Below are 11,883 nucleotides of genomic sequence, written 5' to 3' on the forward strand. Positions count from 1 at the left end.
CCTAGTCGATGGCTGGGGCCTGGTGGCGAGTGAGGTAGCTGAAGTCCAGGCTGTCCGGCGTGCCCTCGGGCCGCTGGACACGGACAATGTAGCCACTGCCCGGGGCGCAGTCCAGCGCCTTGCCGGCCACGGTTTCCATGGCGTCAGTGGCAAAGTCGACATTGCCGCCCGGAGTGATCAGACTAAGGCGATCACCCACCGCGAAGCGGTTCTTGACCTCCACCGTCAGGGTCTGGTCGTCCTGGGCGATGATCTTGCCCACCACCTGCTCGGTGCCCTGCTGTGAGGAACCCTGCTCGTAGGTCTGGTATTCCTGGGGCAGGTGACGACGCAGGAAGCCCTCGGTATAGCCCCGGTTGGACAGCGCTTCCAGTTCATCCATCTGTGCCATGTCGAACGGCTGGCCGGCTGAGGCCCGATCGATGGCGCGGCGATAGACCTGGGTGGTGCGGGCGACGTAGTAGGGACTCTTGGTGCGGCCCTCGATCTTCAACGAGTGCACGCCCATCCGGCACAGCGCCTCCACATGCTGGACGGCGCGCAGATCGCGGGAGTTCATGATATAGCTGCCGTGTTCATCCTCATAGGCGGGGATGAAGCTGCCCGGCCGGTTGGGTTCCTCAAGCAGCACCTCTTTGGGCTCCACCGTCTCGGCGACCGGTATCAGGTCGCCCGTGCCGTCTTTCTGGTGGCTCACTTCCCGGTAGTTCCAGCGGCAGGCGTTGGTGCAGGTACCCTGGTTGGCGTCACGATGGTTCATGTAGCCGGACAGCAGGCAGCGGCCGGAGTAGGCCATACACAGGGCGCCGTGGACAAACACCTCCAGTTCCATCTCAGGCACCCGGTCGCGGATGTCGGCGATTTCTTCCAGAGCCAGTTCCCGCGACAGGATCACCCGCTCAACCCCCTGGCGTCGCCAGAACTCCACCGTCGCCCAGTTGACCGCGTTGGCCTGCACTGACAGATGGATTGCCTGCTCCGGCCAGCGCTCCCGCACCAGCATGATCAGCCCCGGATCGGACATGATCAGGGCATCCGGTTGCAGCTCCACCAGTGGCGCCATGTCGTCAAGAAAGGTGCGTACCTTGCTGTTGTGGGGGGCGATGTTGGTGACCAGATAGAACTGTTTGCCCTGCTGGTGAGTGCGTTCAATCCCGGTGGCCAGGGAGGCGACGGTCTTGAAGCTGTTGTTGCGGGCGCGCAGGGAATAACGGGGCTGGCCAGCGTAGACCGCATCGGCCCCATAGGCCAGGGCGGTTTCCAGGTGTTCCAGGGTGCCGGCGGGAGCAAGCAGTTCGGGGGTGGTCATGGTGGTCTCCAGATCGTCGGTGACAGGGCGGCGATCGCCTTGGGCAAAAGCGGGGAGTGTGCCTTATGCCAGGCTTGGGCGGCTTGACCAGGCTCAAGGATCGGACTGGCTATTTCAGCTAACATGTGTACGCTGAACTAATCTGCGAAATCGTGAGGAAAGGGACAATGAGTGACGATGCCAGGAGTGAACTGGCGGCCGCCATGATGGCTTATCTGGCGCGTGAAGATGGCAGCGGCGATCTCGACTCGCTGGCCGAGCTGGGCATGCTGACGTCGTATCCCGGTCAGGGCACGGCGCCCACCAGCGGTCAGTTAGAGCAGTTGTGGCAGTTGGTGCAGCTGCGATTGTCCCGCGCCAGTACCATCACTGCGCGGGTGCGGAAACTGATCCGCGCGCAGCTTGCCCGTGGGCGGATCGGTATGGACTCGGTGGCCTGTCAGCTCCACATCAGCCGCCATACCCTCTACCAGCGCCTGAAGGCCGAGAACCAGTGTTTTGCCGGACTGCTCGAGCAAGAGCGGCGGGAGCAGGCCATGCGTTACCTGGCGATGCCTGACCCGCCACTGGTGATTGTGGCGGAGCGGCTGGGGTTCTCGGAACTGAGCGCCTTCAGCCGCGCCTTCAAGCGCTGGGCCGGGCTGTCGCCGGCAGCGTACCGGGCCAGGATGCTGGCCGGCTGACTGAACGGGACACTAGCCCCGTTCAAACACCAGCGTGCCGTTGGTTCCGCCAAAGCCGAAGCTGTTGCTCATGACCCGCCGCAGCGGGGCATCGGTGACCGGCTGCCGCAGGATCGGGTAGCCCTCGGCGGCTGGGTCCAGCTCATCGATATGGGCCGATGGTGTCAGGAAACCGTGCTGCAGCATCAACAGGCTGTAGATTGCCTCATGGACACCGGCAGCGCCAAGGGCATGGCCACTCAGGGGCTTGGTGGAGCTGATCGGCGGCATGCGTTCACCGAAGACCGAGCGGATGGCCGCCAGCTCAGTGATGTCTCCGGCGGGTGTGCTGGTGCCATGGCTGTTGATGTAGTCAATGTCGCCCTCGACGTTGGCCAGCGCCTGGCGCATGCAGCGTTCGGCGCCCTCACCACTGGGAGCGACCATATCGGCACCGTCAGAGGTGGCACCGAAGCCTACCAGTTCCGCGAGGATGGTGGCGCCCCGGGCCTCGGCGTGTTCCAGGGCCTCCAGCGCCAGCACGCCGGCGCCACCTGAGATCACGAAACCGTCGCGGTGGCGGTCGTAGGTACGGGAGGCCCGGCTGGCCTGGTCGTTGTAGCGGGAAGACAGGGCGCCCATGGCGTCGAACAGCAGGCTCAGGGTCCAGTGGATATCCTCTCCGCCGCCGGCGAACATCACATCCTGGCGGCCCCAGGCAATCAGGTCCCGGGCATGACCAATGCAGTGGGCGCTGGTGGCGCAGGCCGAAGTGATGCCGTAGTTCACGCCACGAATGCCAAACGCTGTGGCCAGGTTGGCGTTGATGGTGCTGCCCATGGTGCGGGGGACCCGATAGGGGCCAACCCGACGCAACCCGCGATCCCGGTGAGTGTCCACGGCGTCGGTCAGTTCCACCGTGGAGGCGCCGCCGGTGCCCATGACAATGCCGGTACTGTCGGCGTGCAGGTGCTGGTCACCCAGTCCCGACTGGGTCAATGCTTCCCGCATGGCCAGGTAGCTGTAAGCGGAGGCGGGACACATGAACCGCATCAGCTTGCGATCAATGTGATCCGCCGGCTCCAGGTCGATCTGGCCGCAAACCTGGCTGCGCAACCCGGCATCCCTGGCCTGTTCACTGAATCCAATGCCACTGCGCACCTGGCGCAGGGCGTCTTCCACTTCGGCCAGGTTGCGGCCCAGGCTGGAGACAATGCCCATTCCGGTAACGACGACACGACGCATAACGCTTCCTCAGAACTGATCGGTATTGGTGAAGAGGCCAACCCGCAGGTCAGCGGCGGTGTAGATCTCACGGCCATCCACCAGCATGCGGCCGTCGGCAATGGCCATGGTGAGCTTGCGGCGGACTACCCGCTTGATGTCGAGTTGGTACTGCACCAGACGGGCTTCGGGGAGCACCTGGCCGAAGAAGCGTACTTCCCCGGCGCCCAGCGCCCGCCCACGGCCTTCGCCGCCACCCCAGGCAAGGAAGAACCCCAGCAGTTGCCAGAGTGCGTCCAGTCCCAGGCAACCGGGCATGACCGGGTCATCCTGAAAGTGGCAGCCGAAGAACCAGAGGTCGGGACGGATGTCGAGTTCCGCTTCCACCAGGCCCAGGCCATGAGAACCACCGTCGGCATTGATGTTCTGGATGCGGTCCATCATCAGCATGGGGCCGGTGGGCAGTCGCATGTCGCCGGTGAACAGCTCGCCCCGGCCACAGGCTTCCAGGGCGGCTTTGTCGAATTGATTGGGGCCGAGTTGATTGGGCTTGGACATACGGTGGTCTCCCGGGGAGGCAGGAATGTGTGATTTCGATGTATTCGACTCTAACCCGCGGCCCGCGCAACGCTGTTGACCGCTGGTGGCAGATTGTTGACCGCCGGTTGCTAATCAGAGGCTCTTCAAGGTTGTGGTGGTCACCGCTGCGGCTTTGACAGTGATCAAGGCGTAACCAGCGCTTTGCCCCGTAGGCTGCTTGCAACCCCTCCGGATGGACCGGTGGGCCGGGCAAGGAGACAGAACTGTGAAGGTGGTGAACGAGTGGGGCGCCCTGGTTTGGCGGGACGATGTCGTTGAAGTGGGCCTGCAACGACGGCTGGAGCATCCCCGTGGGCGGGTATGGGCGATGCTTACTGAGTCTGCTGAGCTGGCCCAGTGGCTGGCGCCAGGAAAGCTGGAAGGCGGCCAAGGGGGCCGGGCGCGGATCGATTTCGGGAACAGCGGTCGCCCGATCGATTCGATCATTCGGGTGTGGCAGCCTCCGGCACAGCTGGCCTATTCCTGGAGTGCCGGATCAGAGACCGAACGACCGCTACGCTGGCATCTCGCAGAGTGCGGCGATACCTGCACTGACCTCAGCCTGACGTTGCAGCTGCCGGATGATGACCTTCTGGCCATTGCCTGCGCCGGCTGGGACGCCCATCTGGAGATGCTCGCAGCGGCGCTGGAAGGTATTGCCATTCATTTCCCGCGGGACCGTTTTCAACAGGCCCGCTCCGCGTTCTCCGCCATGCGGGGGCTGGCTCTGGCGCCCCGCGCGACCGCTAATACCGGCGGCTGATTCGCGAGTCAGCCGGGTCGGCCATCGGCGCGCGGGCTGGCGAGGATGCCGCCGTAGCGCCACAGGAAGATTCCGAAGGCCAGGCACCACAGCAAGGTGGCGGTGCCAATGCCGGGGTGCCAGGGCAGCGTCCCCAGGGCGGTGAGTACCCGCAGCACCGCCGCCAGTTGCAGGGCCAGGAACGCGGTGACCAGGCCCCGGGGCAGGGTCAATGGCCGACCGGTATGGCCCAGGGCCACGCGGGCCATCACACCGAGAATCAGGCAGGCGATGGCCCCGGTACCGGCGGCATGGCTCCACGCATTACCTGGCCAGGCCAGCAACTGGTGGCCGGCAAACAGCGCCAGCGCCACCGGAACCCACAGAATGGACAGGTGCAGCACCCACAGCAACGGTTCGCCCCGGGTGCGCCAGCCCTGCCAGCCTGCCAGGCGGATCAGTGTCAGCAGTGCGGCGGGGATGGCCAGCACGCCACTGACGATGGCCAGGCCGGCCACGGTTGTGGCCAGCAGCGCCACCAGGTTGATCAGCACGGCACGGTCCAGCCAGGGCCTCATTTTCACCGCGTCGCCATCATCATGCTGCTGACGCAACCAGTTGCGGGTGAACGCGGGGGTGATGCGACCGCCGATGATGCCGATCAGCGCCAGCGCCATGATCAGTGCGCCATCGATGAACACCGGTTGCAGGGTGAGCACAAAGCCCGCCTGCATGGCCCACAGCAGGCCCAGCACCACAAGGATCATCAGTTGCCGCCACTGCCGGGTACGCCACACCCGCCAACCGGCATCGACCATGACCAGCGGCAGGAACGCCAGGTTCACGCCCTGCACCAGGGTGTCCGGCAGGTCGCCTCCAAAGCTGAGCAGCCCCCGGCCGGCAAGCCAGACCAGCCACAGTGCCAGCAGCCGGGCGCCATGGCTGCGTTCGGTCTGGGTCCAGACGCAGACCGCAGTCAGCAGGAAGCCGGCAATGGCCGCCGACAGGAAGCCAAACAGCATTTCATGTTGGTGCCAGTAGATGCCGGGCATGGCCAGGGGCGGTTGCCACTGGCCGGAGACGATCATCACCCACGCCGGTACGACCGCAATGGCCAGCAGCGTCAGTGACAGAAAAAAGACCCGGAACGGGTAGGCAAACAGTTGCCCCAGGCTGGGGGCAGTGTTGGCAATGGCGTGGGTATTGGTGGGCATGGCGGGCTCCCCGGCATCCGAATAACGAATTAAAATGTATTTTATATGAATGTTATTGGGCGGAACATACCCCAAACGTAGGCATTGTGCGTACAATTCCGCCAAACCCATAGATGATGAGAGAAATATGAGCCTTTACCTGGGGTTGAAACACCTCCACATGACCGCGGCCTATCTGACGTTGACCCTGTTCGTGCTCCGGCTGGTGCTCGATGCGGTCGGGCGTCCCGGCTGGCGTAACGGACCGCTGCGCTGGATTCCCCACGCCAACGATACGGTACTGCTGGCGGCGGCCATTGGCCTGCTGTTTGTGACTGGCTGGATGCCGTTCGTCCATCACTGGCTGACCGCCAAGGTCCTGCTGCTGTTGGGTTACATCGTGGCGGGTATCTTTGCCCTCAAGCCCCGGTTCAGCAAGCCGGTGCGGATGGTGGCGGCGCTGCTGGCGCTGGTGCAGGTGTCACTGATCTTCCACCTGGCGATGACCAAACCGCTGCAGTTCTGAACGGGGTCAGTCCAGCAGGATCAGGACCCACACCAGCAGTACGTTGATGGCCAGGGACAGCAGCGCCAGGAAACGCCAGCGATCCGGCGGCACCCGTTCCGCCAGGGGGCGGTGTGCGGACGCCGGCAGGTGGGGGTTGGGGTACTCCAAGTCGTGCAGGAACTCCGACAGCGCGGGGTAGCGATCCGCCGGTGCCCGTGCAACGGCTTTCTCCAGGCAGGCGTCAAGCCAGCCGGGTAGGTCTGGAAGGCGGTCCCGGGCGCTGCGGTATCGTTGGTGTCGGTGGCGCTCAGACTGGCCGCTGTCGCCATAGGGATGCTGACCGGTCAGCATCTCATAGGTGATTACCCCCAGGGCGAACCGGTCCGCCGCCGGCGTGCCGCGCTGTCCGGCGAGACACTCCGGCGCGGCGTAGCGGGCCGTGCCAGGGTACAGGGCCCGGTCCCAGGGTACGTCGATTTCCTCAATGCCCCGTATGTACACCGACCCAAGGTCAATGAGTTTCACCGTGCCTTCCCGGTCGATCACGATGTTCTCCGGCTTCAGGTCCTGGTGGACCATCTCCAGTCGATGCAGGGCGCGAAGCCCGCTGGCGATCTGGCGGACGATGGCGCGTACTTCGGCCGGCGCCGGTTTGGGGTGGTCATTCATCCACTCCCGCAGGGTGGGACCGTCGACGTACTCGGTCAGCGCATAGAGACACTGGCGCTCGGCGGGCGCCGGCAGCGCCTTTACCACATGGGGGCTGTTGATGCGTCGGCTGACCCAGATCTCGGTCAGGAAGCGGTCGATGTAGCTGGCGTCGTCCTGGTAGTTGGGCGATGGCGTCTTCAGGATGACCGGGGCACCGTCATCCTGCGGTGGTCTCGCCAGATAGACCTGGGTGCGGTTGCTGGCGTGAATCTCCCGCAGGATGCGGTAACCGTCAAGACTCTGGCCGGGCGCCAGTGGCGGCGGAAACGGCAGGGCCGAGAGCCGCTCATAGTGGGCCTCAAGATCTTCCGCTGGCAGGTGGTCCACCACAATCACCTGAGCGCTGAGGTTGTCGCGGCTGCCGTTGTCGTAGGCGGTGGTCACCAGCCATTCGGCGGCGGCTTCCGGGTCCTCGGCGCTGGCGCACTCGGCGAGTGCTCGGGGGCTGAGGCTGTCATGGGTGCCGTCGGTGGTCAGAATCAGCCGGTCCCCGGGGGCCAGGGTGAGACGCCGGGTATCGATCTCGATATTCGCCTCCACGCCCATGGCCCGGGCCAGCGCGGGCTTGTCAGCACCCACCAGGATGTGGTGGTCGCGGGTCAGGCAGTCCAGCTCGCCGTCCCGGAGCAGGTACACCCGGCTGTCGCCAACGTGAAACAGGTGGGCGCGGTTGTTCTTGACCACCACCGCACTGAACGTGCAAACCATACCGCGGGTGTCGCCGTGGCTGGCATAGCCACGGCCATGCAGCCAGCGGTTGAGGGCGCCCAGAACCCTGCCGGCAGCGGTTTCAACGCTCCACGAATCCGGGGTGCTGTAATAGTCGTTGAGGAACCCGGTGACACAGGTTTCCGCCGCCTCGCGACCGGCCTGGGAGGCACTGACACCGTCGGCAATCACGGCGCTGACCCCTTTCAGTGCCAGCGTCTCACCCTCCGGATAGCGGGCGCCCAGGCTGTCCTGATTTTCCTGCTTGCGGCCGGCCACGCTGTACTGGCCCAGCCGCAGACGCAAACCGTCGTTCATGACACCTCGATCATCCGAACGGTGCCGTCCGGCAGTACCTCGCTGGTCTGCGGGTCGGGCTCATCCATGAACAGCCCGACCAGCGCCAGGATCACCAGGGCAAATCCCCCCAGCACCACAAAGAACAGGGCCGGGGACACCAGGGACAGCACCAGCAGAAACACCACCCCGCCAACATTGCCGTAGGCGCCGGCCATGCCTGCCACCTGTCCGGTCAGCCGTCGTTTGACCAGGGGCACTGACGCATAGACCGCACCACAGCCGGCCTGCACGAACACCGAGCAGAACAGCACCAGGGCCACCGCAAGCACCAGCGGCCAGTCACCGGTGATCTGGCCCATCAGCAGGTAGCCCACGGCAATGCCGGCCAGGGTGATCAGGGTGGTGAGCTTGCGGCCCCAGCGGTCGGCGACATAGCCGCCGCCGGGGCGGCCCACCAGGTTCATCAGCGCGAAACTGCCCCCCAGCAGGCCGGCCAGAACCGGAGAAATGTCAAAAGTGTCAAGGAAGTACAGCGGCAGCATGGACACCACCGCCAGTTCCGAGCCAAAGCTGGCCATGTAGGTCAGGTTGAGCAGCGCCACCTGTTTGAAGGGGTAGCGGTCAAACGCCGGCACCGGCTGGCGGAAAATGTGGCCGTTAACCTGCCAGATGCGCAGGAACTGGCCCGCCATCATGATCGTGACCAGGGCGTAGAGCAGGTAACAGGTGGTGGTATCCAGCATGGCCAGGTTGGCCGGGCCGAGTTTCCAGACAATCAGGGCCAGGGCGATGAACAGCGGCAGGTTCATCAGCCCGTAGAGCACAAAATCCCCCCGGCTGGTGACCTCCATGGCGCCGCCTTTCTTGGGCTTGAAGTAGGTGGACCCTTTGGGGGTATCGCGGGCCAGCAGGTAGAACACGCCGGCGTAGAGGATGGCAATAACACCGGTGCAGGCGATGGCGTAGCGCCAGCCCGCGTCACCGCCGAACGCCAGGGCCAGGGCGGGCAGTGACAAGCTGGCAAAGGCGGCTCCGAAGTTGCCCCAGCCACCGTAGATACCTTCCGCCAGTCCCAGCTCCCGCGCCGGGTACCATTCGCTGATCAGACGAATGCCCACCACAAATCCGGCGCCAACAAAGCCCAGAAGGAAGCGGCTGATGGCCAGCTGCTGGAAGCTGGTGGCCATGGCAAAACCCAGGCAGATAACGCCGGACACCGCCAGCACCAGGGCATAGACCCGTCGTGGGCCGAGCGTGTCCACCAGCATGCCGATAAGGATGCGGGCCGGGATGGTGAGGGCGACATTGAGCAGCAGCAGGGTATTGACCTCGGCGTCGCTGAGGCCGAACTGCTCCCGCAGTGTGGCCATCAACGGGGCGTGGTTAAACCACACCAGAAAGCTGATAAAGAAGGCCATCCAGCTGAGGTGGAGGATGCGGGTTTTGCCCTGAAATGAGAGCAGTCGGAAGGACGGATCGGACATGAAGGGGACCTGTTCTGACGCGGTGGATGCAGTCCGCCGGGCCGACCTCCACCGGTGTGGCGCCATCGCGCAGGCAGTCTGGCTCTCCGTCAGGAAGCGTCAGGTGCGGGCAGGGGCGATCACAGCGGGGGAAGATCAGCAGTGACGTCATTGCCAGCAGCCGTATCGGACAGAAGTAAGACTCTGGCCCCGTCAAGCAAGGGGCGTACCAGTCGTCGACAGTGCAGGCACATGCCCGCTCAGGTCAGGTGGGTAGCGGGCATGGGCTACTGATGAGGTGTGGCGCGGGCTGGGGTGGGTGCACCATTCTCAGGCATTACGGTTGGATGCGACTGAAAATGGTGCGTTGATCGTGGCCGGTCAGGAGCGCTTCTGCTCGCGCATCATTTCGGTCAGTTCATTGAGCTGGGCCTGCATGGCCACCAACCGGCGGGCCATCTCGTCCCGCTCGTCGTGGGCCTTCTGGGCCTGTTTGGCATTCTGTTCCTCGCTCATGACTTCGAGGATGGCTCCCACCATCATGTTGAGGAAGACAAACGCGGTCAGGAAGATGAACGTCAGGTAGTACATCCAGCTTAGCGGGTAGACGTCCATGGTGGCGTACATCACATCGGTCCAGTCCTCAAAGGTGGCCACCCGGAACAGGGTAAGCATGGACACCGCTACATCGCCCCACAGGGTATCGTCGATATCAGCGAAGAACATCGCCCCCATGGCGGCATAGATGTAGAAAATGATGAACATCAGCAGGGCGATGTAGCCCATGCGGGGAATGGCCTTGAGCAGAGAATTGATCAGGAACCGAAGCTCAGGCACCACTGACACCAGTCGCAGCACCCGGAAAACCCGCAGTAGCCGGCCCAGCAGCACCGCTTCGGAGTTGTCCAGTGGGATCAGGCTGCCGATCACCACCAGGGTGTCGAACAGGTTCCAGCCATCCAGCAGGAAACGCTTCTTGTCGGGGTACACCGCGAAGCGGAACAGGATCTCCACCAGGAAAAACACGGTGATGCCGTTATCCAGAATCGTCAGTATGTCCGCGACCAGCGGTGGAATCTCATAGGTTTTGGCGCCGATGGTCAGCGCCGACAGAATGATGATGGTGATAACAGTGCCCTGGAACAGCCGGCTGGATTCAATCCGTCGCAGCTGTTCGAGGGCGGAAAATCGGCTCAGATCCGACGACATGGGCGTCTGGTACTCCTGCGGGTCACTGGGGAAGGCTTACGGTCGGGGTGTTATTGACCGGGTGGCAATTCTAGTGCCAAAGCTATCCGTTGGGTAGCGCCAGAATCGCCTGCCATTCCGCCTCACTGACCGGCATCACCGACAACCGGCTACCACGCCGGACCAGCGGCAGTTCTGCCAGTGCTGGCAGTGATTTGAGCCGGTCCAGGCTGATCAGTCTGGGGAGCCGGGAGACAAACTGCATGTCCACTGCCTGCCAGCGCGGTTTGTCGCGGGTGCTTTTGGGATCGTGATAGTGGGACTCGGGGTCGAACTGCAGGGGGTCTGGGTAGGCGGCCCGGACGACCCGCACGATGCCGGCAATACCGATGTGCTTGCAGCTGGAGTGATACAGGAACACCTCGTCCCCCTCGGCCATCTGTGCAAGGAAATTCCGGGCCTGATAATTGCGCACGCCGTCCCATGGAATGAAGCCAGCGGGATCGCGGGCGAAATCGTCGATGCCGCACTCGGAAGGTTCGGATTTGATCAGCCACTTTGCCATCTGGGGTCTCCTGAAAACGGCACTCGGGCCATTCTAGCAACACCGCCATGACGCCGGTATGGCGACCGGATTACCAGATCGCCAACAGGGCGCCCACCCCCAACACCGCTGCACCACCCACCTCGGCGACGATCAGCAACCCCATGAACATTGGCGTGACCCAGCCAGGCAGGTGCAGGCGCCCCAGGCGATGGGGTTTACGCAACTGGTTGCTGGTGTCATTGAGCAGCCCATGCACGATGTAGGTGACGATCGCGAAACCAAAGAACGCCAGCGCCGCCAACGCCGCGAGCGCATCCACCAGATCCGGGAACACACTGAGCCGAGCGAAGTACGCCAGCAGCAGGGCGGCGAAGGCATACATCAGCGAGCTGCGATGGGCGACGTTGACATAGACCGGAGCGCTGGCGTTGGCGCTGGTGGCCATGCAGCGATACTTCCAGATGCCGGTCAGCAGGCCGGTCATGAAGAACGCAAAGGCGGCGGTGATGCAGAGTTTCTCAGCCAGGGTCAGCATGGTGATTCCTTATTATTGGGAGCGGGTATGGTAACCCGGCGGAGGTGAGGAACCCTTCTCATCGGTGACGGAGTGTCACGGGCTGAGGAGCGAGTCGATGCGGTCGGTTTGAGAATTGTCAAAGTCTATGTTGTGTTCGATGGTATCTTAAGGCACAACATATAGTGTTTTTCGGAAGAGTATTGGCTGGAGACATAGGCATGAATCACCCCCG

12 protein-coding genes are annotated in these 11,883 nt (G+C 63.7%); 3 read left to right on the forward strand and 9 right to left on the reverse strand.

What is annotated here, in order from left to right:
- Nucleotide 1 precedes the first annotated feature (1 nt).
- Complete coding sequence (gene yegQ, locus J2887_RS03680; protein ID WP_227174128.1) at nucleotides 2-1,309, reverse strand: tRNA 5-hydroxyuridine modification protein YegQ; 1,308 nt, start codon at nucleotides 1,307-1,309, stop codon at nucleotides 2-4.
- A gap of 167 nt (nucleotides 1,310-1,476) precedes the next feature.
- Between yegQ and J2887_RS03685 the strand changes: the two genes are divergently transcribed.
- Entirely contained in the window at nucleotides 1,477-1,992 is a 516-nt protein-coding gene (locus J2887_RS03685) for a helix-turn-helix transcriptional regulator (RefSeq protein ID WP_227174129.1), read from the forward strand.
- Nucleotides 1,993-2,004: 12 nt separating this feature from the next.
- Here the strand turns inward: J2887_RS03685 and fabB are convergent, their stop codons facing one another.
- Both fabB and fabA read right to left on the reverse strand, forming a co-directional pair.
- Nucleotides 2,005-3,216 (reverse strand): beta-ketoacyl-ACP synthase I, encoded by a 1,212-nt coding sequence (gene fabB, locus J2887_RS03690; protein WP_227174131.1) that lies wholly within the window; start codon nucleotides 3,214-3,216, stop codon nucleotides 2,005-2,007.
- Nucleotides 3,217-3,225: 9 nt separating this feature from the next.
- Complete coding sequence (gene fabA / locus J2887_RS03695; protein ID WP_227174132.1) at nucleotides 3,226-3,753, reverse strand: bifunctional 3-hydroxydecanoyl-ACP dehydratase/trans-2-decenoyl-ACP isomerase; 528 nt, start codon at nucleotides 3,751-3,753, stop codon at nucleotides 3,226-3,228.
- 247 nt (nucleotides 3,754-4,000) lie between these two features.
- Between fabA and J2887_RS03700 the strand changes: the two genes are divergently transcribed.
- Nucleotides 4,001-4,537, forward strand: coding sequence for an SRPBCC family protein (locus J2887_RS03700; RefSeq protein WP_227174134.1), 537 nt, complete (start codon nucleotides 4,001-4,003; stop codon nucleotides 4,535-4,537).
- An 8-nt stretch (nucleotides 4,538-4,545) separates the two neighbouring features.
- Here the strand turns inward: J2887_RS03700 and J2887_RS03705 are convergent, their stop codons facing one another.
- A complete protein-coding gene (locus J2887_RS03705) occupies nucleotides 4,546-5,730 on the reverse strand; it encodes an NnrS family protein (protein ID WP_227174135.1) in 1,185 nt (394 codons plus the stop codon).
- Between the two features lie 127 nt (nucleotides 5,731-5,857).
- Here J2887_RS03705 and J2887_RS03710 point away from each other — a divergent pair, with 127 nt between their 5' ends.
- Nucleotides 5,858-6,235, forward strand: coding sequence for a SirB2 family protein (locus J2887_RS03710; protein WP_227174136.1), 378 nt, complete (start codon nucleotides 5,858-5,860; stop codon nucleotides 6,233-6,235).
- A gap of 6 nt (nucleotides 6,236-6,241) precedes the next feature.
- On the opposite strand, the gene J2887_RS03715 is transcribed toward J2887_RS03710, so the two are convergent.
- The 5 genes from J2887_RS03715 to J2887_RS03735 all read right to left on the reverse strand — a co-directional run bounded on the left by J2887_RS03715 (nucleotide 6,242) and on the right by J2887_RS03735 (nucleotide 11,669).
- Complete coding sequence (locus J2887_RS03715) at nucleotides 6,242-7,954, reverse strand: bifunctional protein-serine/threonine kinase/phosphatase (protein WP_227174138.1); 1,713 nt, start codon at nucleotides 7,952-7,954, stop codon at nucleotides 6,242-6,244.
- Complete coding sequence (locus J2887_RS03720; RefSeq protein ID WP_227174140.1) at nucleotides 7,951-9,420, reverse strand: NarK family nitrate/nitrite MFS transporter; 1,470 nt, start codon at nucleotides 9,418-9,420, stop codon at nucleotides 7,951-7,953. The genes J2887_RS03715 and J2887_RS03720 overlap by 4 nt, the downstream gene beginning before the upstream one ends.
- A 360-nt stretch (nucleotides 9,421-9,780) precedes the next feature.
- On the reverse strand, nucleotides 9,781-10,608 hold the full coding sequence (locus J2887_RS03725; RefSeq protein WP_227174141.1) for an ion transporter: 828 nt from the start codon (nucleotides 10,606-10,608) through the stop codon (nucleotides 9,781-9,783).
- Nucleotides 10,609-10,690: 82 nt separating this feature from the next.
- On the reverse strand, nucleotides 10,691-11,152 hold the full coding sequence (locus J2887_RS03730; RefSeq protein WP_227174143.1) for an EVE domain-containing protein: 462 nt from the start codon (nucleotides 11,150-11,152) through the stop codon (nucleotides 10,691-10,693).
- A gap of 70 nt (nucleotides 11,153-11,222) precedes the next feature.
- Nucleotides 11,223-11,669, reverse strand: a complete 447-nt coding sequence (locus J2887_RS03735; RefSeq protein WP_227174144.1) for a hypothetical protein — start codon at nucleotides 11,667-11,669, stop codon at nucleotides 11,223-11,225.
- Nucleotides 11,670-11,883 lie beyond the last annotated feature (214 nt).

Source organism: Marinobacter sp. CA1, assembly GCF_020546665.1.
Lineage (GTDB): Bacteria > Pseudomonadota > Gammaproteobacteria > Pseudomonadales > Oleiphilaceae > Marinobacter > Marinobacter xestospongiae.

Excerpts from the sequence above, each read along its gene's own strand:
- yegQ (WP_227174128.1), bottom strand. The coding sequence starts at position 1,309 with ATGACCACCCCCGAACTGCTTGCTCCCGCCGGCACCCTGGAACACCTG.
- J2887_RS03720 (WP_227174140.1), bottom strand. The coding sequence starts at position 9,420 with ATGTCCGATCCGTCCTTCCGACTGCTCTCATTTCAGGGCAAAACCCGC.
- J2887_RS03715 (WP_227174138.1), bottom strand. The coding sequence starts at position 7,954 with ATGAACGACGGTTTGCGTCTGCGGCTGGGCCAGTACAGCGTGGCCGGC.
- J2887_RS03710 (WP_227174136.1), top strand. The coding sequence starts at position 5,858 with ATGAGCCTTTACCTGGGGTTGAAACACCTCCACATGACCGCGGCCTAT.
- J2887_RS03705 (WP_227174135.1), bottom strand. The coding sequence starts at position 5,730 with ATGCCCACCAATACCCACGCCATTGCCAACACTGCCCCCAGCCTGGGG.
- J2887_RS03730 (WP_227174143.1), bottom strand. The coding sequence starts at position 11,152 with ATGGCAAAGTGGCTGATCAAATCCGAACCTTCCGAGTGCGGCATCGAC.
- fabB (WP_227174131.1), bottom strand. The coding sequence starts at position 3,216 with ATGCGTCGTGTCGTCGTTACCGGAATGGGCATTGTCTCCAGCCTGGGC.
- J2887_RS03725 (WP_227174141.1), bottom strand. The coding sequence starts at position 10,608 with ATGTCGTCGGATCTGAGCCGATTTTCCGCCCTCGAACAGCTGCGACGG.
- fabA (WP_227174132.1), bottom strand. The coding sequence starts at position 3,753 with ATGTCCAAGCCCAATCAACTCGGCCCCAATCAATTCGACAAAGCCGCC.
- J2887_RS03735 (WP_227174144.1), bottom strand. The coding sequence starts at position 11,669 with ATGCTGACCCTGGCTGAGAAACTCTGCATCACCGCCGCCTTTGCGTTC.
- J2887_RS03685 (WP_227174129.1), top strand. The coding sequence starts at position 1,477 with ATGAGTGACGATGCCAGGAGTGAACTGGCGGCCGCCATGATGGCTTAT.